Origin of the sequence: Collinsella sp. CLA-ER-H5 (genome assembly GCF_040092375.1) — a bacterium.
Classification (GTDB): Bacteria; Actinomycetota; Coriobacteriia; order Coriobacteriales; family Coriobacteriaceae; genus Collinsella.
On sequence record NZ_JBBNLR010000014.1, the window covers coordinates 1 to 23707 of the forward strand.

General features: G+C 59.0%; 21 protein-coding genes. 3 read left to right on the forward strand and 18 right to left on the reverse strand.

Annotated features, from left to right (window positions below; genetic code table 11):
* The 11 genes from AAAX31_RS06330 to ileS form a co-directional block, all read right to left on the reverse strand.
* Nucleotides 1-1384: AI-2E family transporter (locus AAAX31_RS06330; RefSeq protein WP_349076599.1), on the reverse strand; the 1384-nt coding region annotated here is incomplete at its 3' end.
* Nucleotides 1381-2172 (reverse strand): RNA polymerase sigma factor SigF, encoded by a 792-nt coding sequence (locus AAAX31_RS06335; protein WP_022094589.1) that lies wholly within the window; start codon nucleotides 2170-2172, stop codon nucleotides 1381-1383. The genes AAAX31_RS06330 and AAAX31_RS06335, both read right to left, overlap by 4 nt.
* Nucleotide 2173: 1 nt before the next feature.
* Nucleotides 2174-2551: a hypothetical protein gene (locus AAAX31_RS06340; protein ID WP_006233993.1), complete on the reverse strand. Its 378-nt coding sequence runs from the start codon at nucleotides 2549-2551 to the stop codon at nucleotides 2174-2176.
* Complete coding sequence (locus tag AAAX31_RS06345) at nucleotides 2544-3131, reverse strand: hypothetical protein (RefSeq protein WP_195362129.1); 588 nt, start codon at nucleotides 3129-3131, stop codon at nucleotides 2544-2546. The genes AAAX31_RS06340 and AAAX31_RS06345 overlap by 8 nt, the downstream gene beginning before the upstream one ends.
* Before the next feature lie 100 nt (nucleotides 3132-3231).
* On the reverse strand, nucleotides 3232-4581 hold the full coding sequence (locus tag AAAX31_RS06350; protein ID WP_349076600.1) for a replication-associated recombination protein A: 1350 nt from the start codon (nucleotides 4579-4581) through the stop codon (nucleotides 3232-3234).
* Nucleotides 4582-4642: 61 nt separating this feature from the next.
* Nucleotides 4643-5890 carry an HD domain-containing protein gene (locus tag AAAX31_RS06355; RefSeq protein WP_349076601.1) on the reverse strand — a complete coding sequence of 416 codons (1248 nt, stop codon included), beginning with the start codon at nucleotides 5888-5890 and terminating at the stop codon, nucleotides 4643-4645.
* Nucleotides 5891-5921: 31 nt separating this feature from the next.
* Nucleotides 5922-6344, reverse strand: coding sequence for a prepilin peptidase (locus tag AAAX31_RS06360; RefSeq protein WP_196033841.1), 423 nt, complete (start codon nucleotides 6342-6344; stop codon nucleotides 5922-5924).
* Nucleotides 6345-6425: 81 nt separating this feature from the next.
* Nucleotides 6426-7721: a glycosyltransferase family 2 protein gene (locus tag AAAX31_RS06365; RefSeq protein ID WP_022094595.1), complete on the reverse strand. Its 1296-nt coding sequence runs from the start codon at nucleotides 7719-7721 to the stop codon at nucleotides 6426-6428.
* 82 nt (nucleotides 7722-7803) lie between these two features.
* Nucleotides 7804-8817: an RluA family pseudouridine synthase gene (locus tag AAAX31_RS06370; RefSeq protein ID WP_022094596.1), complete on the reverse strand. Its 1014-nt coding sequence runs from the start codon at nucleotides 8815-8817 to the stop codon at nucleotides 7804-7806.
* The gene (gene lspA / locus AAAX31_RS06375) at nucleotides 8817-9356 is read right to left on the reverse strand and encodes a signal peptidase II (protein ID WP_349076604.1); all 540 of its coding nucleotides are present in this window, start codon (nucleotides 9354-9356) and stop codon (nucleotides 8817-8819) included. Before lspA ends, AAAX31_RS06370 begins: the two co-directional genes overlap by 1 nt.
* 433 nt (nucleotides 9357-9789) lie before the next feature.
* A complete protein-coding gene (gene ileS / locus AAAX31_RS06380) occupies nucleotides 9790-12591 on the reverse strand; it encodes an isoleucine--tRNA ligase (RefSeq protein ID WP_117769606.1) in 2802 nt (933 codons plus the stop codon).
* Between the two features lie 486 nt (nucleotides 12592-13077).
* Between ileS and AAAX31_RS06385 the strand changes: the two genes are divergently transcribed.
* Nucleotides 13078-14160: an iron-containing alcohol dehydrogenase family protein gene (locus tag AAAX31_RS06385; RefSeq protein WP_117769605.1), complete on the forward strand. Its 1083-nt coding sequence runs from the start codon at nucleotides 13078-13080 to the stop codon at nucleotides 14158-14160.
* A 48-nt stretch (nucleotides 14161-14208) separates the two neighbouring features.
* Here AAAX31_RS06385 and AAAX31_RS06390 read toward each other — a convergent pair whose 3' ends face one another.
* Both AAAX31_RS06390 and ftsH read right to left on the reverse strand, forming a co-directional pair.
* The gene (locus AAAX31_RS06390) at nucleotides 14209-14664 is read right to left on the reverse strand and encodes a DUF523 domain-containing protein (RefSeq protein WP_117769604.1); all 456 of its coding nucleotides are present in this window, start codon (nucleotides 14662-14664) and stop codon (nucleotides 14209-14211) included.
* 81 nt (nucleotides 14665-14745) lie between these two features.
* Entirely contained in the window at nucleotides 14746-16638 is a 1893-nt protein-coding gene (ftsH, locus tag AAAX31_RS06395) for an ATP-dependent zinc metalloprotease FtsH (protein WP_171021520.1), read from the reverse strand.
* Between the two features lie 92 nt (nucleotides 16639-16730).
* Between ftsH and AAAX31_RS06400 the strand changes: the two genes are divergently transcribed.
* Nucleotides 16731-17216 carry a cob(I)yrinic acid a,c-diamide adenosyltransferase gene (locus AAAX31_RS06400; RefSeq protein ID WP_117847666.1) on the forward strand — a complete coding sequence of 162 codons (486 nt, stop codon included), beginning with the start codon at nucleotides 16731-16733 and terminating at the stop codon, nucleotides 17214-17216.
* A gap of 83 nt (nucleotides 17217-17299) precedes the next feature.
* On the opposite strand, the gene AAAX31_RS06405 is transcribed toward AAAX31_RS06400, so the two are convergent.
* The 4 genes from AAAX31_RS06405 to thyA form a co-directional block, all read right to left on the reverse strand.
* Nucleotides 17300-18649 (reverse strand): MATE family efflux transporter, encoded by a 1350-nt coding sequence (locus tag AAAX31_RS06405; RefSeq protein WP_117769602.1) that lies wholly within the window; start codon nucleotides 18647-18649, stop codon nucleotides 17300-17302.
* A 125-nt stretch (nucleotides 18650-18774) separates the two neighbouring features.
* The gene (locus AAAX31_RS06410) at nucleotides 18775-19689 is read right to left on the reverse strand and encodes an RNA methyltransferase (protein ID WP_117769601.1); all 915 of its coding nucleotides are present in this window, start codon (nucleotides 19687-19689) and stop codon (nucleotides 18775-18777) included.
* 109 nt (nucleotides 19690-19798) lie between these two features.
* Nucleotides 19799-20317, reverse strand: coding sequence for a dihydrofolate reductase (locus AAAX31_RS06415; RefSeq protein WP_117769600.1), 519 nt, complete (start codon nucleotides 20315-20317; stop codon nucleotides 19799-19801).
* A gap of 9 nt (nucleotides 20318-20326) precedes the next feature.
* Nucleotides 20327-21175, reverse strand: coding sequence for a thymidylate synthase (gene thyA, locus AAAX31_RS06420; protein WP_006234017.1), 849 nt, complete (start codon nucleotides 21173-21175; stop codon nucleotides 20327-20329).
* Between the two features lie 166 nt (nucleotides 21176-21341).
* Between thyA and AAAX31_RS06425 the strand changes: the two genes are divergently transcribed.
* On the forward strand, nucleotides 21342-22106 hold the full coding sequence (locus tag AAAX31_RS06425; RefSeq protein ID WP_346968747.1) for a DUF134 domain-containing protein: 765 nt from the start codon (nucleotides 21342-21344) through the stop codon (nucleotides 22104-22106).
* A gap of 120 nt (nucleotides 22107-22226) precedes the next feature.
* Here the strand turns inward: AAAX31_RS06425 and ffh are convergent, their stop codons facing one another.
* On the reverse strand, nucleotides 22227-23702 hold the full coding sequence (gene ffh, locus AAAX31_RS06430) for a signal recognition particle protein (protein ID WP_117769598.1): 1476 nt from the start codon (nucleotides 23700-23702) through the stop codon (nucleotides 22227-22229).
* Nucleotides 23703-23707 lie beyond the last annotated feature (5 nt).

The following is a 23707-nucleotide window of genomic DNA, read 5'->3' on the forward strand; positions in this document are numbered from 1 at the left end:
CGTCGATGCCGGTTTTGGTGTCGTCGTTCATATTGAAATCGTCGTCTTTGGCGAAGGGATTCTTGAAAAAGCCCGTAGCATCGGGCTGAAGGCCCGAGAGCTTCATCCAGGGATTATCGAGCTCGGGTTTGGGCATGGCCTGGGCCTCGGGCGCAGTCTCGTTACCGATGAGCTCGGACTCATAGATGAAGGTGTCGTCGCCGAGCGCGTCGTAGGCGGCGACCGGGTTGCCATCGGCATCGCGGTACGGCGTGCCCTTAAACACGGCTCCGTCATAGGCCACAAGCTGACGGCCGGTCTCATTCTCAAAGTAGTACACGAAGATGCCCTTGAGGGCCGCACAAAGCGGGATGGCAATAATCATGCCGATGGGCCCCATGAGTGCCGAACCAATAACGAGCGCCGTGAGGCTCATAATGGGATGCACCTGCACTGAGCTCTGCATGACCTTAGGCGAAATCACATTGTCGGTGACGTTTTGCGCGACCATCGTCACGATGAGCGTCCATAACGCCAACATGGGGCTGAACATAAAGCCGAGTACCGTGGCGATTGCCGCGCTCACCCAGGGACCGACGACCGGAACCAAGTGCATGATGCCAGTGAAGATAGCCATGAGCGCCGCATACGGATGACCGATGATCATAAAACCGATAAAGGCGAGGAAACCACCGCAGATGGACGTCACGACCATACCGCGCATGTAGCCGCCGACAGAGCGAGAAAGGATGGCGACCATAAAGCGGTACGAGGTCTCCTTCTCCTGACCGATGATGGTGCAAATCTCGTGATGCATGCGAGGGTAGTCGCAGGCCATCCAGTAGGCAAGCACCAGACCAAGGAAGATCACGAACAACTGCGAGGCTGTATTGGTGATGAGCGGGAACACACCGCGGCCAAGCTCGGCAGCAATCTGAGACACATACTTCGATGCCACGGTAACCAGCGACGAAAGATTATCGTCCAAATACTCCTTGAGCGGCGTGTTATTGAGCGTCTTGGCATGCGAGATCATCTCATTGAGATCGCCACCCGCAACACGAAGCTGCTCGGGCAGGCGGCTCAGGACTTCCATGATCTGACCAAAGAGAATCGGCGACAAGATGCAAACGACACCGACGAGCACGGCAACAACAACAATAAGCGCGATAAGCGAACCGATGCCGCGATTCACGCCATGGTGCTCGAGCCAGTTGGTGATCGGGGACATCACAAAGGCAATGATGGAACCGACGGCAAGAAACTCGATAACCGGCGCCAGGATGCCCATAAGGTTAAAGATGACAGCGGCGATGACAATGCAGCCGACAACAGCCCAAATGCGAAGCGTCAGAATGCGGGTGTCGCGCAGCACGCGATCGGTTTGTTGGGGGTGTTCACTCATGAACGAATCATCACTCCGTCGGGGTCGATCTTGTCCTGAATCTTCTTAAGCGTGCGGCGCAGCAGACGCGAAACCTGCACCTGAGAAATACCCAGCTTCTTGGCGATCTCGATCTGGGTCATGCCCTTCACAAAGCGCAGCTCGATCACCTCGCGCTCGCGCGGCGAGAAATCACGGATGGCTTCCTCGATCACTAGGCGGTCATCGGTAAAGTCGAGCTCGTTGTCGTCGTCGGCGTAACGGTCGAGAATCGAAGGGGCATCGTCGGAATCGGACGCACCAGGAGCCTCGATGGGCACCGAGGTATAGGCCGAAGACGATTCCATAGCCTCGAGGACCTCATCGACAGTCACATCTAGATACTCAGCGATCTCCTCAACCTTGGGCGAACGCTGCAGCTCGTTGGTAAGTTTGTCAGTAGCCTGGTTGACCTTGGCCGAGAGCTCCTGCAGACGACGCGGTACGCGCACACTCCAGCCCTTGTCGCGAAAATGGCGTTTGATCTCGCCCAGGATAGTGGGTGTCGCAAACGTCGTGAACTCGAGTCCGCGCTCGGGATCAAAACGGTCGATAGCCTTGAGCAAGCCCAGATAGCCGACCTGCATGAGGTCGTCGAGCGGCTCGCCGCGATTCTTAAATTTGTTGGCAAGAAACCTTACCAGGTTCATATGGGACATGACGAGCTGCTCACGGGCGTCCGGATCACCGGTCTCCTTGTAACGACGAAACAGCTCGCGGGTTTTCTCCTTGTCCCAAGCGGTCTTGCCGCTCCGGGAACGTTCGGTCATATTAGATATCCGCCTTGAGGTCGAGGGAAAGCGTCAGGGGCGCCGTAGTCTTTTCGTAGGAGTCGCACACGCTCGCGAGGATGAGCTCGGCATACACCGCAGCCTGGTCGTCTTCATCGACCGTAGCCTGGTCGCCAAAGGTAATAGTCATGCCAACGTGGGTCTCATCGACATCGAATTTGATGGTGATGTCATCGCAGTCGACCGCGGTGCAACCAAAGATGAAAGCCTCCTCAGCAGCCATGCGGATGTCCTCGATGCGATCGACAGACATAGAGCACAGGGCACCAACGTTGGCTGCCGTCATGCGCACAAGGCGAGCGAGACGCGGGTCACCGGCAACGGTCAGCGTGATAGGGCAGGTTGCTTCGCTACTCATCGCAGGACTCCTCAGAGGTCTCGGCGGGCGTATAGGTGTAATACTGAGCCGGCTTGGATACAGACTTCTGACCATCATCGTCGCCCGCGGCGGCCTCGTCCTCGCCAATTAGGACGCGCTCGGTAGGCCGCTCTGCCTCCGCAGCAGCAGCGGCGAGCTTGCGCTCGGTGTCAGCCGCAGGAGACTTCACCTTATTGAAGAGCTTCTGCACAGCACCGGCGGCAGAGTCGGTCACGCTCGACACAGCATTGCTGGCCTCGGCCATGCTGCCCGTAACCTCGGAAATGTCGCGAACCACGGCTTCGACCTCTACGAGATTGGAGGTAAGGGCATCAACTGCCGTCTTGCTCGACTTAAGCAGCGGCTCCATCTGGGCAAGCGCCGGCGTAAGCTCATCGACAGCGCCATCGAGCTTTGCCACCACAGGCTGAGCCTCGGCGATGGTGTTGTTGAGGTCGTTCACGGTCTTATCGAGCGAGTCGACAACGGTGCGGGTCTTACGCAGGGTAAGCGCGAGCTCAACGATGGCCCACACGCCGGCAACGGCGAGCAGCAGCAGGGCGATTTGAATGGGACTCATGCAAGCCTCCCAAAGGAATCGATATACAGACGGTTTCCATGGTACCCCAAAGGGGACCGAACATGCCAAGAGCAGCAACGTGGGACAAAATTATCAGCAGCTACTTCGGTGCATTCCCGCTGCGGTCGCGTTCACTTTGCTCTACGCGCCACTCTTCCCAACCGCGGCCGGCAGGCTGCCAGAACGCGCCGCGCTCCAGTCCCTCGGGCAAATAGCGCTGGTCGACCCAGCCTTCGGGATAATCGTGCGGATATTTATACACACCGTATTCGTCGCTGCCTGGGCGATGGCGATCGCGCAGATAACTCGGCACCTCGCGAAGCCCACTAGAATGGATATCGGCCAGCGCCGCATCGATCGAAGCCTCACACGCGTTGGATTTAGGCGCCAAGCACACATAGAGTGCAGCCTGAGCCAGGTTAATGCGGCACTCGGGATAGCCAATGACCTCGGCAGACTTAAACGCGGCATGTGCCACTAAAAGCGCCTGCGGGTCGGCGTTGCCAACGTCCTCAGAAGCATGAATCATAATACGGCGAGCGATAAACTTGGGATCCTCCCCCGCATCAATCATGCGCGCGAGCCAATAGATCGTGGCATCGGGGTCGCTACCGCGCATGGACTTGATGAACGCACTGATGATGTCGTAGTGCATGTCGCCGTTTTTGTCATACGAAAATCCACGACGCGGATTAGCAATCTTTACGTCATCCACGGTAATGGGATAACGCTCCCCCGCCGCCGGCGCTGGCGTCCCTTCGGTATCGGGACGCGTGACGGCAATCTCACTCGCCAGCTCGAGTGTCGTCAGGGCTGAGCGTGCATCACCCGCTGCCAGCGTGCAAATGGTCTTGACCGTATCATCATCGGCCGAGAATTTACCGTTCAGGCCCTGAGGTGCCTCGAGCGCACGCTCGATAAGCATGGCGATATCCTCGTCCTTCAGGTGCTCAAGCTCTACCACGCGCCCGCGCGACAACAGTGCGGAGTTGACCTCGAAGTACGGATTCTCTGTCGTAGCGCCAATCATAACGACAGTACGGTTCTCAACTGCATGTAGCAGGGCATCCTGCTGCGACTTAGAGAAGCGGTGAATCTCATCGATGAACAAGATGGTGCGGCGGTCGTACGTATTCAGGCGCGTCTTGGCCTCGTCAATCACGCGGCGAAGATCCTTTACGGTACCCGTCACAGCGCTGACCTCGACAAACTCGCTCTTGGTATGGTTGGCGATAATGTGGGCCAGCGTCGTCTTACCCGTACCGGCCGGCCCGTACAGAATCACGCTCGAAAGCACGTCGTGCTCGATCGCGGCACGCAACCATGAGCCCTTACCGACGGCCTTTTGCTGGCCCACGTACTCGTCGAGCGAATTGGGTCGCATGCGCACCGCGAGCGGCGCATTTTTAAAGGAACGCTCGCGCGTCGAGGCAGAAAAAAGGTCGTCCATAGCCATCCCGTGCATCAATCAAAAACGTTTTCAACTAACCAGTATACCGAATTAATACGAACTACCGTTCGTTAATATAGGTACGGTGCGGAAACTTTAGACCCGGGAACAGCTTGCTCGTCAGTTCGCAGAAATAACCGTCCGTCATGCTCGCGATATAATCCACCACGGCTTGATCCTTGTCGTCCTGCCAGGCATAGGTGCGATCGTAGTAGGAAAGCTGCTGCTCAATGCGCGAAATGTGGTGCTTAAAGATATACGAAGACTCGTCGCCTTCGTTTATATCCTGCAGGCAACGGTCGTAGAGTTTTTCGAATGCCTCGCGCAGCTCCGCCTCGGAATCGCCTTCGATACCGCCCTTGCTATAGATCTTCTCGTAGTTCTCGCGCTTGGCCCGGCGGATCTCCTCAAACAGGTCCTCGCTCATCTCGATGCGCGGCTTACCATAGCTATGCTCCACGATATCGATGGAAGCGTGCGTAAGGATCCAACTGTTGTAGGCACCGCCCCGGCCATCATCAAAAGCGTCAGGTGACAGCAGGCCCGCCGCGATCGCATCCTGACGGTCACGACCGACGTAGGCAAGAATATCCGAGATGCGAACGACGCAGCCCTCGAGCGTCATGGGGCGCAGGTGCTCAATCGCGCTATAGCCCGTGGCGATACAGTCCTCAACCGTCTGATCGAACTGGTCAAAGGAGCCCATGTCCGAAAGCTCAAACACACGCTGCTCGTACTCGCCGTTATGGCATAGCACGCCGTCGAGCGTCTGGAGCGACACGTTGCGGCCATACAACGCGTCGAGCACGCGGACCGACTGCACGTTATGGAAAAAATAACGCCCCGTACGCTCATGAAAGATATCGTTGAGGAATCGCTCGCCGGCATGGCCGAAAGGCGTGTGCCCCAAGTCGTGACCCAGACCGATCGCTTCAATCAGATCGCAGTTGAGCCCGAGGGCGCGACCGATATCGCGCGCAATGCGCGAGACGAGCTGCACGTGTAGACCACGACGCGACAAGTCGTCGTTGCTTCGAAAGCTAAAAACCTGCGTTTTGCCTGCATAACGGGTGTACGCCGGTAGATGGAGGATTTTTTCGGTATCGCGCATAAACGCCGGACGCATAAGCGTGCCTTTGTCCGCATCACGATCGACACGACGAATGACCTGGTCGTCGTTGCAACGATACGGATTGACAGTGCCCGAAGCACGATTGGCGGCAATGCGCTCGACGAGCTCGGGCGACAACGCCGAAGGAATACGGTCCATACGCGCCTTGATGGCGGCCGTTTCTTGATTAGTTGCCATGGCATGCTCCTTAAGAACGATGCGCAATCGGTTACAGAGTGCAGCCCACGACCTCGATTATGGCAAAAATCGGCACCAAAAACGGGAGCAATGGCAGGGAGCGCGATTTTGTGAAGAGGCAGGAGAGGGCCAGGGCCAGGAGTGCGACGGCAAATGCCACGATGCCGCCTATAGGGTCGAGCGTGCAAAGCGCGAAGAGCGCCTTGGCATCCCCCATGCCGATGCCCGGGATTTGGCGAAAACGACGCCAGAGGGACTCAGTCAGCACGAGAGCAAGATACACAATGACGGCAAGACCCGCGTGGTCAAGCGCTGTGTTCAAACCGAGGTCGAGCCAAACACCCGCCAACGCCGCCACGGCACATGCGCCGGCAAGCCCATTGGGAAACCGTCGCTCTCCGGCATCAATTGCCACGCCAGCAAAGATGCAAATCCAAAACGGGATATAGACCATCGGAAGCCTCCTCGAGCTGCATCGCAAAAGCAAAAACCACCACAAAGGTGCCTGTCCCCTTTGCGGTGGTTTTGGTGGTGGTTATTTGGCGCCTTGCATGACCTCGTCGAGGGTGACGTTTACGGCATGCTGGGTAGGAACCCAGTCGACCTTCAGGAACAGCGCGGCCACCGTGATGGGGATATAGCTGAACATAAAAATCGGGAAGGTAAACAGGTTAGTCACCAGACGCCACTTTTGCGCGCAGTGAATGTGCTTGTACTCAAAGATAGTCGTGAGCAGCGCCAGGATAAAGAAGGTCTGATACATCATGGCGAAGGTCATAATGAGCGAAGCGGCGCACGCCTGCATCTCGACTTCGGTAGCCAAGAAACCATGCGAAAGGCCACCCACAATCAAGAACGTCGCATTAGCGAGCATCGAGATCAGCGATAGCAGCATACCCGGGGCGATCGTCATGAACATGTCGTAGGCGGCAAAGCGATGATAGCGGAACGTCGACTTGACCAAGTGCTTACCGTAGGTAAAGAACACCTGGTAGAAGCCCTTGGTCCAGCGCATACGCTGCTTCCAGGACGCCTTAAACGTCACGGGCTGTTCGTCAAAGAACTCCGCCGGCGCATAGCCAATGCGAATGCCATGGATAGCGCAGAACGTGGTGAACTGAATGTCCTCAGTCAGCGTGTGGAACTGCCAGCCGTGCATGCCCTCGATAACACTGGCAGAAATGAGATAGCCCGAACCCGATACAGCGCAGGAAGTCTTGCAGATATTACGCGCATTGTTAAGGAAGCGCGCCTCGCGCAGATACCACGTAGCATTAGCCGCCGAGATCCACGAGCTGCCGAAGTTCTTGGAGTTACGATAGCTCGTGACCACATGGAAGCCCTGGTCAAAGGCATCATTCATCTTGGAGACGTAATCGCGGGAGATGACGTTATCGGCATCGAAGATAAAGTAGCCCTCAAACGTGTCGGGATACTCGTTGAGAATGCGATCGAAACCAAAGTCCATGACCCAGCTCTTACCCTTGCGGGCTAGGTCGTTGCGCTCATAAACGATGGCGCCTGCCTCGCGCGCGAGCTGCGCTGTGTTGTCGGTGCAGGCGTCGGCGACCACGAAGACCTCGATAAGCTCGGACGGATAGTCCTGGTCCTTGATGGAGCGTACGAGATTGGCAATTACGGCTTCCTCGTTATGCGCAGCAATGAAGAAGGCATAGCGGTGAAGTTTTTTGGCCTTGGGAGGCGCGACCTCGCCACGAAGAGCGCCAATGACAAAGAAGACCACCTGGTACAGAAAGCAGACCGTGAGCAGCGTGACAACAATCTGGTTGAAGATCACGATGGGTGTGTTGGTTTGTAAAAAGGCGAGCATACAGGCTCCCGAGAACGCGTTACGTAAACAACCGTATATCTTACCGCAGGCTTACCGAGTTCAAGAAACCACCTAATACTGGCTAGGCTTCGAGCAGACCGAGCTGCGGAACTATTTCGTCGCCGGCAGCGGTGCGGCCAAGCGAGCGCGGGGCCAGGTCGTCAAGAACCGCGGCGAGATCCCACGGTAGCTCGTCGCGGCACTCAATGCGCTCCCCCGTCACGGGATGGTCGAATGCAACACGCCAGGAATGAAGGAATTGCCTGGTCAGACCCTGATCGGCGCGTGCATCGCACTTGCCGTAGAGCGGATCGCCCACGCAGGCGTGGTTGATATGGCGCATATGCACGCGAATCTGATGTGTGCGGCCCGTAAACAGGTGGCACTCGACGAGCGTATAACCATCGTCAAAGCGCGTGGAATCAAAGCGCTCGAGTACCTTAAAGGTCGTAATGGCCTGACGGGCAAAGGGGTCGTCCGAAACCGCCATCTTGACGCGGTCGCGCGTGGAACGGGCGATCCCGGTATTGATGGTGCCCTCGTCCATGGCGATGTGCCCGTGGACAAGCGTGATATAGCGGCGGTCGAGCGTACGCGTGCGAATGAGATTTTGAAGCGCGCGCTGCGTGTCGTCGTCCTTTGCCGCAAGCATGAGGCCCGAGGTATCGCGATCCAAACGATGTACGATCCCGGGGCGGTCCTCACCCTGCACGGTACCAAGATGGTCGATGCCACAGTGATAGACCAGAGCGTTCGCAAGCGTGCCGCTCTCGTGGCCATGGGCGGGATGGCACACAAGGCCCCGCTGCTTGGAGAGCACGATGAGGTAATCGTCCTCGTAGCGGATATCGAGGGGAATGGCCTCGGGAATCACGTCAGTCGGATCGTGAGGCTCGGGCAGGTCAACCGAGATGCGGTCACCGGCGCGTACGGCATACTTTTTTGACAAACAGGTCTCGCCGTTCACGATTACGGCGCCGCCCTCGATCAGATGCGCGCAGGCAGAGCGCGTGGGGCAGCCGTCATTGGCACCCAGAAAGGCGTCGAGACGCTGGCCAGAGCAATCGTCGGCAACAAGAATATGGATGTCGGCCATTAGCGCTCATTCCTTTCGCGGATCTTGCGGGCACGCTCCCCACGCTGCTTGGCTTTGCGCTTGGCGCGGGCCTCATCACGGGCATTGAGCTCGGCAGTCGCGTCGACATCACGGGCCGCAGGGCTCAAGAACATGTAGCCGATGAGGGCAAGCACGACACCTACGGTGATGCCGATATCGGCCACGTTAAAGACGGGGAAGTCGATGAAGGTGGTGGCAATAAAATCGGTCACGAAGCCAAAGACAAGGCGATCGATCGCGTTGCCGATAGCGCCGCCCGCGACCATAGCCATGCCCACAACCTCAAGATGGGCGAGCTGGGATGCACGAACGAGGTACACGGCGATAGCGATAATAACCGCCAACGCCAGCACGGCAAACGCGATGCCATGCCCCTCGCCCATGCTAAAGGCAGCACCGATATTGCGGACAAAAATAAAGTCGATGACACCGGGGATGACGGTCACATGTAAAGCGTCGCCCACGGCACGAACCGCAAGCTTGGTCAGCTGGTCAACGAGCAGCACAACCAGTGCCACACCACCAGCAACACCCAACCGCCAACGCAAAGGCGGCGTCATACCCCCAGCACGACCCAAATCAATCCCCTACCCTCAAGAACATCGAATTACGTTTAATACAAAGAACTATCTTATATTGCCATACGCAGAACGCACGACATATCCACCAACGCAAGCGAAATAACCAGCTAAAAACGAAAGCGACATTCCGAATAACGGAATGTCGCTTAATAGCTTTCGACTAAAAACGCAAGTCGAAAGAAAGCCTCTAGCTCCAGCAATGGAAACGCCGCGTTATCGTCACCAACAGCGAAAACGTCCCTAAGCGAGCAAGGTGACGTGAAAGAGGAGGGAAGCGTACTTTGGTACGCGACCGACGATTGAACGTCAGATTGCCGCTTAGGGGCGTTTGCAGCGTCGGTAGGTTACGGCGTTCTACGAACGCCGTAACCTACAAAACATCGGCGCAGCGCTTGCAAATATGTGCGTGGCCGTTGTACTCGCCGACGGTGGTGCGGTAGTTCCAGCAACGGTCGCAGCACTCGCCCTCGGCTGCCTCGATGGCAACGGAGAGTTCCTCGCCCGGGGTCAGCTCAACATCGGAAACGATGTAGAACTCAGCCAGGTCGACGGCCTTGTCGCCGGTCAGCAGCGCGTACATCTCGGCAGGAACGACCGCCTTGACGCGGACCTGCTGGCTCTTAGTGAAGGTGCCGGCAGAACGGGCATCCTCAAGGGCCTTGGTCACGGCGCTACGGAGCTCGAGCGAAGCCTCGAGCACGCCCTCGAACTCATTGGCCTCGTCGACCGTGATGGGCGACTTGTACCAATCGAGTAGCGCGGCGTACTTCTGGTGATCGACGCAGCCGGCGGGCGCATAGGCCATGGCCTCGTCGACCGTGTAGGACAGGATCGGCTGCAGGTCGCGCATGAGCATCGAGAAGAGCTCGGCCAGCACGGTCTGGGCGCTGCGGCGCTCGAGCGAGCCGGGCTTGTCGCAGTACAGACGGTCCTTCAGGGCGTCGAGGTACACGTTGGAGAGCTCAGTAACCACGAAGTCGTAGAGCGCACGGTAGGCGCGCGGGAACTCGTAGCTGGCGTAAGCATCGTCGACCTCGGCCTGGACCTGAGTCAGGCGGGCAACCATGAGCTTGTCGAGCGGCAGCAAGTCGGCAAAGGCGACGCCGTCGGTCTCGGGCTCAAACTGACCCTCGAGCTCAGAGAGCAGGAAGCGCAGCGTGTTGCGGAAACGACGGTAGGCATCGGACGTACGAGCGAGAATCTCATGGTCGATGGAGACGTCGGAGCTGGTGTCGACGGAGGCAACCCACAGACGGATGATGTCAGCGCCCATCTCGTCGCAGACCTTGTTGGGGTCGATGACGTTGCCGAGCGACTTGGACATCTTGCGGCCCTGGCCATCGAGCGTGAAGCCCTGCGAGACGACCGCCTTGTACGGAGCATGGCCGTTGGCACCCACCGAGGTGAGCAGCGAGCTCTGGAACCAACCGCGATGCTGGTCGGAGCCCTCGAGATACACGTCAGCCGGGTACTCAAGCTCGGGTCGATACTCGCAGACGGCCTTCCAGGACACGCCGGAGTCCCACCACACGTCGAGAATGTCCTTATCAGCCTTGAGGTGATGGCCGCCACACTTGGGGCAAACGCAAGCCTCGCCCAGGTAACTCTCGGGAGCGTCGGTGAACCAGGCGTCGGAGCCCTTCTCGTGGAAGAGCTTGATGACGGCGTCGAGCGTGGCGTCGTTCATGACCTTCTCGCCGCAGTCGGCGCAAGTGTAGCTGGGGATAGGCACGCCCCAGTTGCGCTGACGGCTGATGCACCAGTCGGGACGCTGCTCGACCATGGCGCCGATGCGGTTGGCGGCGTGAGCCGGATACCACTTGACGTTCTCGCGGACCTCTTTGCCAGCCTGCTCGCGCAGACCGGTCTTGTCCATCGAGACGAACCACTGGTCGGTAGCACGGAAGAGCACCGGGTGCTTGCAGCGCCAGCAGTGCGGATAGCTGTGCGTGATCTTCTTCTCGAGGACCAGGGTGCCGCGCTCGCGCAGGAACTCGATGATGTGCGGGTTGGCCTCGTCGGTATCCATGCCGCTGAAGGGGCCGCCGGTGCCAAACTCCTCGCCGGTGTAGAACTTGCCGTCGTCATCGACCGGCATGCAAATGTCGGTGATGCCCTCCTTGAGGCAGGCGAAGTAGTCGTCGACGCCGTGACCGGGCGAGTTGTGGACGATACCGGTACCGTCATCGACACCGACGTAATCGGCCAACAGTGCCACGCCCTCAACACCGTCAAAGATCGGCTGCTTATAGTGAATGTGATGGAAGGTCTCGGCGGGAACCACATAGGGCTTGCCGTCGACCACAACCGGGGTGTACTCCCAGCCAAACTCCTCGCAGCACTTGGGAGCCAGGTCCTCGAGCATGACCTCGGCGCGGCCGTCGTGCTCAACGGCGACGTAGGCGGCACCGGGCTTGAGAGAAACTGCCTGGTCGGAGGGGATGGTCCACGGCGTGGTCGTCCAGATGATAAAGTCAACCGGGCCGTCGAAGTTCTCGAGGCCGGCGGGCTTGGAGGTCATCTCAAAGCGCACGAAGATGGACGGGCTCGTCTCGTCGGAGTACTCAATCTCGGCCTCAGCAAGTGCGGTATGGCAGTGCTTGCACCAGTGGACGGGCTTGTGACCGCGATAGATCATGCCCTTGTCGAACATGGCCTTGAAAACCTCGATGTCGGCGGCGTCATGCTGGTGATAGAGCGTCAGATAGGGGTTGTCCCAATCGCCGAGCACGCCCAGGCGACGGAAGCCGGCCTTCTGCAGCTCGATGTTCTCGACAGCGAACTTGTTGCAAAGCTCGCGGATCTTAGCCGTGGAGGTCTGGTTGAACTTCTCGGTGCCGAGCTTCTCCTCGACCTTATGCTCGATCGGCTGGCCATGGCAGTCCCAACCGGGGACATAGGGAACCTCATAGCCCTGCATCATCCAGTAACGGTTGATCATGTCCTTGGAGATCTTGTTCATGGCGTGGCCGATGTGGATCGGGCCGTTGGCGTACGGAGGGCCGTCGTGCAGCACGAACTTCTTGTGACCCTCGTTCTTCTTCAGAACCTGCTCGTAGACCTTGTTGTCCTGCCAGTCCTTGAGTCGCTTGGGCTCGGACTTGGAAAGACCGGCACGCATGGGAAAACCGGTCTTGGGCAGATTCATCGTCTGCTTGTACTCGTTTGCCACGGTACCCCTTTCATGTCGTGGGCGCGCACGCCCGTTGGGCACCAAAAAAGCGCCCGTCCCTACAAGCTGGGACGAAGCGCCACAAAACGGACTGTACGCCCGCAAAAGCTCTTCGTTTAACCACCCAGCTTAGATGCCCTCGCCCGCGTATTCGCGCGCTCGCATCCGTTACTCGGCTGGCCTGTATCGACGACCATCTCGGCGATATCTACTAAGACGAGCCTGTGCGACGCGTCCGTTGGGACCGCAGCTCCGGGGTGATTTTCATCGGTCGCATGCACGGGTTCTCAGCGCTCCCCGCTCTCTGTAACATGCGGACGGCCGACTACTCGTCCCCATCAACGCTTATGCGGAGTATGCTAGCACGTTCCGCGCCGGCGAAAAACCCTCAACACTGGTTTTATACGTTCGAAATTTCTCGCGGCTGTGGACCTTCTCTAGGAGCAAAATACCTGAAAGCACTTTATCGAAAGAAAGAAGGTTGCCATGCGCACGATTGGAATGAGTGATTATACCGTCGGCGAGGATTGCTTTACCGAGCTGCCCGCCGCACTGGCAGAGTACGGAGCGACCAAGGTCGCCATCATTGGCGGCAAGCGAGCCCTAGCTGCGGCGCTGCCGGGCATCGAGGCGGCGCTTGAAGGTACCGACGTCGAGATTCTGGAGACGCGCGTCTACGGCACCAACAGTACGCGCGCCAATATCGCCAAGGTCGTGAACTCCCCCGCTTGCCAGCAGGCAGACGTGCTTATCGCCTGTGGCGGCGGCAAGGCACTCGACACCGTCAAGACAGCGGCAATCGAGCTCAAGAAGATTGTCTTTACGGTGCCGACGATTTGCTCTAACTGTTCCGCCGCGACCGCCATTGCCGTCGTCTACAACGACGATGGATCGCTCGAGGGCTATTCGTACCCCAACCGACCGGCGCACATCTTCATCAATCCCAAGATCATCGCCGAGGCTCCGGCGGAGTACTTCTGGGCCGGCGTGGGCGACGCCCTGTCCAAGCAGCCCGAAGTCGAGTACGCCACGAGCGCCGGCGACCTGGAGCACACCGCCGGCCTTGGCCTGGCTCTTGCCCACACCTGTTCCGAGCCGCTGTTTACCTACGGTGTTCAGGGTCTTGAGGACGTTCGTCAGAATCTGTCGAGCGAGGCCGTCAAGCAGATCGCGCTCGACATCGTGGTCAACACGGGCTATGTCTCGAACCTGACCAACCAGAACGATTACTACTACAACTCGAGCGTGGCGCACGCGTTCTATAACGCCACCTGCAGCATTCCGCGTGAGGGCACCTACCTGCACGGCGAAGTCGTAAGCCTGGGCGTGCTGGTGTTGTTCGCCTACACGGGCGACACCGAGAACCTTGAGCGCTACGCCGCCTTTAACAAGCAGATGGGCCTGCCCGTGACGCTTGAGCAGGTCGGGCTTTCCGAGGCCGATATCCCTGCTCTGTGCAAGTACGCACACGCCACCAACGAGTGGAAGCAGGGCAACCCGGAGCCCTTCACCGACAAGAAGTTCGCCGCTGCCATCAAGGCCGCCAACGCCTACGGCCACACGCTCTAGGCCTAGCCCAAAACCACCACAAGGGAGCAGTGCCCTTGTGGTGGTTTTTTATTGCTCCAGCATGCTGGGATCGAACTCGCTAACCGGGATCACGCGATAACCGTGGCGGAGCAGTAAATCAACGAAGACGCCGTTGCCCGCCGTGAGGGTGCCACTGAATGTTCCGTCGTAGATGAGGCTCGCGCCGCACGAGGGACTACGGTCCTGCAGGATGCACGCGACGATCTCTTCCGGCCCACCCGCCTGCTCGCACATGTCGAGCGCACGTTGGGCGCCTAGGCGAAATTCCAGGTCAACGGACACGCCCTCGCAGGTACAGACCTCGCCGTTCACAATCTCGGACGGCTTGCGCGGCGTGGGCAGGCCCCCAAAGACCTCAGGGCACACCAAGAGGACCTCGGTCCCTGTACGCTCGCAGGCCTCGACCAACTCGCGATGATAGTTGTCGAGCCCATTATACTTGCAGCTCTCGCCCATCAAACAGGCACTCACCACGATCTTCATTTCCATCCCTCTCAAGCAAAACGCCCCATTTGAGAAAGCTGCTCAAATGGGGCGTCGACGTTTACTGGCTCGACCGCGGCTTTACTGTTGCTTGGGCATCAGCGGATTCTCGCGCGTGAGGAGGTTCATGAACTCCTCACCCGTGATGGTCTCCTTCTTGTACAGATAACGAGCCAGCTCATGGAGCTTGAACTTGTTTTCCTTGAGGATCTGCAGGGCGCGATCGTGCGCGTCCTCGATCAGCTTAGCGACAATCGCGTCCACACGCTCGGCCGTACCAGGGGCGCAGGTGAGCGACGTGTCCTGATTGAGATACGCGTTCTGCACGGTACCGAGCGCCATCATGCCAAACTCGTCGGACATACCAAAGCGCGTCACCATATTACGGGCAAGCTTGGTGGCCTGTTCGATATCGTTGGCGGCACCGGTCGTCATCTCGCCAAAGATGAGTTCCTCGGCCGCACGGCCGCCGCAGTAGACGGCGAGCTTGTCCAAGACCTCCTGGCGTGTCGTCAGGAAGCGCTCGTCCTCCTCGACCTGCATGGTATAGCCAAGAGCACCGCTCGTGCGCGGCACGATGGTGATCTTGGTAACCGGCGCGGAACCCTTTTGGCGGGCAGCGACGATAGCATGGCCGATCTCGTGGTAGGAAACGACCTGCTTCTCGTGGTCGGAAAGCACCGTGGACTTACGCTGTTGGCCGGCAATGACGACCTCCACCGACTCCTCGAAGTCGTCCTGGGTTGCACGCTTGCGACCCTCGCGAACGGCGCGCAGGGCGCCCTCGTTGATGATATTGGCCAGGTCGGCGCCCGAGGCACCGGGCGTGGCGCGGGCAATCGCGGTCAGGTCAATCGGCGGCTCGGTCTTCACACTCTTGGCGTGAAGCTCAAGGATGTTCTTACGGCCGGTCAGATCGGGCAACTCGACGGGGATGCGGCGGTCAAAACGACCGGGGCGCAGCAGCGCCGGATCGAGACTGTCGGGGCGATTGGTTGCGGCAAGGACAACGATACCCTTATGGTTATCGAAGCCATCCATCTCGGTCAGCAACTGATTGAGCGTCTGCTCACGCTCGTCGTTGCCGCTAAAACCGCCGCCATCGCGCTTCTTACCGATGGTATCGATCTCGTCGATAAACACGATGCACGGGGCCTTTTCCTTGGCCTGCTTAAAAAGGTCACGCACCTTGGCGGCGCCACGGCCGACGAACATCTCGACGAACTCAGAACCCGAAATGCTAAAGAACGGAACACCAGCCTCGCCGGCAACAGCCTTGGCTAGCAGGGTCTTACCGGTACCCGGAGGGCCAACAAGGAGAGCACCGCGCGGCAGCTTGGCGCCAATCTCCTCGTAGCGCTGCGGCTTCTCCAGAAAGTCGACGACCTCCTTGAGGGACTCCTTGGCCTCTTCCTGGCCGGCGACGTCCTTAAAGGTCACGCCCACGTCCTTGGAGGCGATCACGCGCGCGCCGGACTTACCCAGTCCGCCGCCGCCAAAACCGCCGCCGCCAAAGTTCATCGACGGGCCGTCATCGCCCATAGCCTTCTTCATGCGGCGGTTGAGCCACCAACCGATGAGGAAGAAAATCGCCATGGGAAGAATGAGCGTGAGCAGGTAGTAGGTCATCAAACCCGAGTTTTTATCGGGAACGACCGACTCCAGCGAAGCGCCAGACTCAAGCACGCGATCGGTAAAGCCCGCATCGTTCGGCACACCGGTCGTCTTATAGGCGATGTTCTCGTCCTCGCCCTTCTTGGTGTAATAAATCGAGTAATCGTCCGTGTTGTACTCGACCTTGTCGACACTCTTCTTATCGAGCGCTTTGACAAACGTCGAGTAATCGGTCTTCGTAATCTGCTGCGTGTGACCGATGTTAGGGAACAGAACGGTCGAGAGCACGAGGTAGACGACGAAGGCGATGAGCACGTAGAGGATCATATTCCGTCTACGCTTGTTGTCATCCATCTCCATCTGCTTGAACTCCATCTACTGGGGTTGATAATGCTAACTAGAATACCCAACCCGGCCGGCGATAAACCGACGCCGGGCACGAAAGGATAGAGATGGCATCACTCGAAGTCGGCAAGGTTCAGATCTATACGGGCGATGGCAAGGGCAAAACCACGGCTGCGCTGGGATTGGCGATGCGCGCCACAGGTTATGGGCTCGACGTACTCATGCTGCAGATTGCCAAGAAGCTGCACTGCGCCGAGCATGATGCGGCACCACGCCTAGGGTTACGAATTGCACAGGCCGACCGCGACACGCCCGAGGCTTGCGCCGCACAGATCATGGAGCTCGCACGCGAGCAGATCTCACAGGTCGACGTTCTGATTTTGGACGAACTCGGCGAGGCCATGCGCCGCGGCTTTGTGGCGCGAGAGGATGTCGAGGAACTAATCGCGATGAAACCCGACACCACAGAGCTCATACTGACCTGCCGCGGCCTGCTGCCCCTCGCGGACCTCGCCGACCTGGTCACAGAAATGCGCCCCGTCAAACACTACTTCGACGAAGGCCTCCTGGCCCGCCAAGGCATTAAATACTAATGAAACCGAAGGGGACGGAGGAAAACGGACATCGACATCACGACGGAGAGCAATGATCCGTTTCCCTCCGCCCCAAGGGATCATTAGGCGATGGCGCGGCCTAGCCAGTTGCCGCTGTGGTGGTAGATGGTGAACATCGTGGCCGTAATGAGCCAGGTTACGGGGTAGACCAGCAGTAGATGCTCGAGCGACGGATCGAAGGGCATGATCGCAAACACCCAAATCACCCTCAAGACAACGGTGCCAAAGATGGTGAGCATCATAGGCTGCAGACTCACGCCGGCGCCGCGAATGGAGCCCGACGCGTTTTCGATAATCGAGAAGATCGCGTAGAACGGCGCGATAAAGTGAAGAATCGTCGTGGTGTACGCCGAAATCGAAGCATCGTCGACAAACAGGCGCGACAACGGACCCGAGAACACCAGCAGCACGGCAGACAGGCCACCAATGAGCATAAACGACAGCACGAGCGACGTATGGTAGCCCTTTCGCATACGCTCGTAGTTGCGCGCGCCAAAGTTCTGTGCCGAGAACGTGGTAATCGACACGCCAAGCGCCTCGGTAACCATCCAGACAATGCCATCCAGGCGGCCCGAAAGACCCCAAGCCGTGGTGACATCGGCACCAAACGAGTTGACCGACACCTGAATCAAAACGTTGGAAATCGAATACGCAGCAGACTGAAAGCCAAGCGGCAGACCACACGAAATCATGCTCTTACAAATACCAGGATCAATGCCGAGTTTGGACAGTGAAAGCCGCCACGCACCCGGTGCGTGCATCATACGAATCACGATCATCGTGGCATTGGAGCAAATGGTCAGCGCCACCGCGATGCCGCAGCCCAGAGCCTCCATATGAAGTACGGCAACGAAGATGACATCCAGCACCGCATTAACAAGGCAGCCGGAAGCGATGATCACAGCGGGCCCGCGCGTGTCGCCCACGGCGCGCAGCAATGCCGTTCCCATATTGAGCAGCAGCGCCGCAACCATGGCGGCAAAATAGCAACGGGCATAGGCCACGCCCTCGGCCAATAGTTCATGCGGCGTATTCATAAGCACCAGCATGGGCTCAACGAACACTATGCCAAGAATCGAGAAAGCGATACCGCCCACCAGCGCGAGCGTCATGGCCGTGTGGACCGATCGGCTCAGGCGCTCGTCATCGTGCTGGCCAAAAAACTGACCGGTAATAACGGCACAGCCAGCACCCACACCGACGCAAAAACCAATGCAGAGCTCGGTGAGCACCATCGTGGCCTGAATGCCACCCAGCGCGAGCTTGCCGCCAAACTGACCGACGATATAGGTACCGATAAGCGTGTATGCCTGCTGAAAGAACGAACTAAAGAAAATGGGAACGCACAGCGACAGCAGCTGCTGCCAAATGACACCCTGCGTTACATCGATAGCCGTAGATTTCTTAGCCACACGCCCTCCCCACTAGCGTACGTCATACAACAAAACGGCAATTTAAGACCAAAGCCGACACCAGCTTAGCACCGACCAGCGTCGGCCGAAACGCCCCGAACCACAGCCCGGTGCGAAATATCTGTTTAGTGATACAAACCCGGCTGGTAGTGATACTCATTGCTCACATGCGGACACAGCTGCCAAAAGGCGACAGCACTTGCCGCGGCCACGTTGAGCGAATCGACCCCGTGCGCCATCGGAATTCGCACGGCTCGGTCACAGCCCGCAATGGTCTTGGCGCCCAAGCCAGCACCCTCGGTGCCCATAAAGATTGCCAGGCGGTCAATCTCCTGCAGCGCGGAATCGTCCAACGACACCGAATCATCCGTCAATGCCATGGCGGCACACGAAAAGCCGGCATCGTGTAGCGCCGCCAGCCCATCATGCGGCCATACGCGAGCCTCGCTGCCAATGCGTGTCCAGGGCACCTGGAACACCGTGCCCATGCTCACACGGGCCGAGCGACGGTACAGCGGATCGCAGCACGTAGGGCTCACCAAAATGCCATCGACGTTCAGCGCAGCCGCCGAGCGGAAAATCGCGCCGACGTTGGTGTGGTCGACAATGCCCTCGAGCACGCACACGCGCACCGGGCGCTCCCCCGCCGCCTCGACGACGCCACCCAAGAACTCGGCTACCGGAATCTGACGTGGACGGCGGAATGCCGCGAGCGCACCGCGTGTCACGTTAAAGCCCGTCAGCTGCTCCATAAGCTCCATCGAGGCCACGAACACGGGAACCGGGCCCGCGCCCTCGCGCACAACCAGGCGCTCAAACAGCGGCATCATCTGGTCGAGCCAGCGTTCGCCCAAAAGAAAGCTCACCGGCTCGTATCCGGCGCGAACCGCGCGCTCGATAACCTTGGCACTCTCGGCGATAAAGATGCCCTTTTGCGGCTCCAACACGCAGCGCAGCTCGCGCTCGGTCAGTCGCACGTAGGCATCGAGCCGCTCGTCCTCGAGCGAATCGATTTGCAGCACCTCAACGGCATCAGTCATAGCAGCCAGCCCGCACCTTTCTTTGCAGCACCTATACAAATATCGGGGCAACGCCATGCGCTACCCCGCCACTCATTCCAACCCGATAATACCGAAGGGATAAACGGGTTTACACATCAACGCGACGATACGTCACGAACTCATAATCGAGACCCTCGTCACCCTCGCCCGCGGCAATCGTAGCAACACCACCACGTCGCGCAATCTCCCACGCGGGATCGGCATCCAGATCGGGAAAGTACGTGTCCACGGCATGGATGCAATGGTTGTGCGTGACCTCGGCCTCCACGCAATACGGCAAAAACTGCCGATACACCTCGCCGCCGCCAATCACCCACGCAACGGGTTCATCGGCTACCACGGCGAGCGCTTCATCAACGCTATGCACCACGTCGACGCCCTCGGGCGCAAAGCCTTGGTCGCGCGTGAGCACAATGTTGCGGCGATTCTTGAGCGGTCGTCCGCCGGGAAAACTCAACAGCGTCTTGCGTCCCATAATGACCGGGCAACCTTTGGTGCGCGCCACAAAATGACGCATGTCGGCACGGTTGGACACCACCATGTCGCCCTCGCACCCAATACCCCAGTCATCGCACACGGCGACGATGGCAGAAAGCTTACACGTCATGAGCGCCACCTACACCGCAATGGGAATGTTCTTGACCTGCGGGCCGTGCTCGTAGCCCTCGACGATCAGGTCATCGGTCGTAAACGCATAGAAGTCATGCACATCGGGGTTGAGCGTTACCTTGGGCGCGGCAAACTGCGGACGCTCGATAAGCTCGCGGACGATATCGACATGGCGGTCGTAAATGTGGGCATCGGCGATCACGTGCAGCAGCTCGCCGGGAATCATATCGACCGACTGCGCAACCATCATCAACAGAATTGCGTACTGGCACACATTCCAATTGTTCGCGGCCAAAATGTCCTGGCTACGCTGGTTGAGAATCATGTTGAGCGTCGGTTTGTCGTCCTGCGGACGCTGAGTGACGTTATAGGTCACGCTGTAGGCGCACGGATACAGATGCATCTCGGATAGATCGCTGAACACGTACGTGTTCGTCATAATACGACGGCTGTACGGCGTATGCTTGAGGTCGTACAGCACGCGGTCCATCTGATCGAAGTCGCCCTCGGCGTAATGGCTCTTCTGGCCAATCTGGTAGCCGTAGGCCTTGCCGATAGAGCCGGTCTCGTCAGCCCACTCATCCCAAATATGACTGTTGAGGTCATGCACGTTATTGGACTTCTTTTGATAGATCCATAGGATCTCGTCCATAGCAGACTTAAGCGCCGTACGGCGCAGGGTAAGTGCCGGGAACTCTTCGCGCAGGTCATAGCGCGCCGTGACACCAAAGTTTTTAATGGTATAGGCAGGGGTGCCGTCCTCCCACACCGGGCGGACCTTTTGGCCCTCGGTGGTGGTGCCATGGTCCAGAATATCGCGGCACATGGCTACAAACTGTTGATCAGCCTTGCTCATTGACCCTCCTGTCAGTCGCCTACAAGCGAGATTCATTGTAGCCCAGGCGCACGCGGCCCCACAGCCCTAACATAAGCCCTCATTTTCTGACATATGCCAGAAATTCCTTGCGCTCAATGAGCATCGAGTTATCCTATTGTTGACATATGTCAGATAAGGAGTGCGCATGGCAGGAAGACGCGAAAAACTGCGCCGCGTCGGAATCATCCCCGAATATCGCGGTTTTACCCCCGATGGCCTGGCGAGCGGCGATGCCATCGACATGACGGTCGACGAACTCGAGGCGCTGCGCCTGTGCGACCTGGAAGGCCTTAACCAAGAGGCCGTCGCACAGCAGATGGGCATTGCTCGCGCCACGGTGGCGGCAATCTGCAGCCGCGCGCATCGCAAGGTGGCAAACGCGCTGGTCAACGGACGAGCGCTCATCATCGAGGGCGGCAATATCGCGTACTCCCCCATCACCACAGCGACGGCCGCATGGCCAGCAAAGGAGGTCGACACCATGAGGGTGGCAACCACGTACGACAACGGCAACATCTTTATGCACTTTGGCCGCAGCGAGCAGTTCAAGATCTACGACATTCAGGACGGCAAGGTGCTCAACGAACAGGTCGTGGGCACCGGCGGCACCGGCCACGGTGCCCTTGCGGGCCTGCTCGCCAACGGTGGCGTGGACACGCTCATCTGCGGCGGCATCGGCGGCGGCGCTATCAATGCGCTTGCCCAAGCCGGCATCACGGTATACGCAGGTGCCCAGGGCAGCTGCGACGCTTGCGTCGAGGCCCTTATCGCCGGCACGCTCGCACAGAACGGCGAGGCCACGTGCGGCTGCCACGGCCATGACCACGACCACGCCCACGAACACGGCGAGTCCTGCAGCTGCCACGACCATCACGAGCACGAGGGCCACGAGGGCTGCAGCTGCCACTAACGGCACGACACCGCGAGCTCGGGGCGCGACGCCGAACGCAACCCAACAATCAAAGCCAACAACAAAGGCCACCCGGTAGCTTCCGAGTGGCCTTTGCCATATCAAGCTGGAATTACAGCCCTATTTCTTATTGCGCATCTGCGCTTCCATCTGGCGCAGCAGCTCCATATCGGACTTGGGACCGCCCGTACCCAGGCCGCCCATGCCGCCCAGACCCATAGCGTCCAGGCCAGGGATATTGGGCATGCGCATTTTCTTGCCCTTCCTACCCTTTTTGCCCTTCTTGCCGCCGGCCTGTGCCTGATTGGCTATCGTGCGCATGCGGCCCATCATCTTATTCATCTCGCCCCACTGCTTCATAAGGGTATTGACTTCGGTGGGGGTTACGCCGGCGCCCTTGGCGATACGCGCGCGACGTTGACCGTTGATTATGGAGGGACGCAGGCGCTCCTCCTTGGTCATCGACATGATAATGGCCTCGTTCTTATCGAAGATGCCCTCGTCCAGGTTGCCACCCATCTGGTTGAGCGCACGCTGGCCGCCGGGGAGCATGCCCAGGATGCCCTTCATGCCGCCCATCTTCTTGACGGCCTTCATCTGGTCGAGCATATCGTTCATGGTGAAGCCCTCGCGCAGCATTCGCTCGGCAGCCTCGAGCTGCTCGGCGTCGGCCGCCTCCTGGGCCTTCTCGATAATGCCGACAACGTCGCCCATGCCAAGAATGCGCTTGGCCATACGATCGGGATAGAACGGCTCCAGCGAATCGGGCTTCTCGCCCATGCTCACGAACTTGATGGGCTTGCCGGTCACCTGGCGCACGGAAAGCGCGCCGCCGCCACGGGCATCGCCGTCGAGCTTGGAGATGATCACGCCGTCAAAGTCGGTGCGCTCGGCGAAGGTCGAGACGACGTTGACGATATCCTGACCGGTCATGGCATCGACAACCATCAGCACCTGATCGGGCTTGACGGCCTTCTTGATGTCCACGGCCTCCTGCATCATCTGCTCGTCGATCTGCAGGCGACCGGCGGTATCGACGATGACCACGTCGCGCAGGTGGTCAACGGCCTCCTGGATGGCGCCCTTGGCGATATCGACCGGGTGCGCGCCGTCACCGCGGAAGACCGGCACGCCGATCTCGCCACCGAGCGTGGCAAGCTGGTCGGCAGCGGCGGGACGATAGACGTCGCACGCGGCGAGCAGCGGCGAGCGACCCTGCTTCTTGAGCAGGTATGCCAGCTTTACGGCCGCCGTGGTCTTACCGGAGCCCTGCAGGCCCACGAGCATGATGACATTGGGGATGCGGTTGCTAAAGACGAGCTTGCTCTCGGTGGAACCGAGCATATCGGTGAGCTCATCGAGCACGATCTTGACGACGTTTTGCGCCGGCGACAGCGACTCCATGACCTCGGCGGTCATGCAGCGCTCCTTGGTCTTGGCGACGAACTCCTTGACGACCTTGAAGTTGACGTCGGCCTCGAGCAGCGCCATGCGAATGTCGCGCATGGCCGAGGTGATATCGGCCTCGGTCAGCTTGCCCTTGCCGCGCAGGCGGTCAAATGTGTCGTTGAGGCGATCGCTCAGGGAATCAAACACTAGTC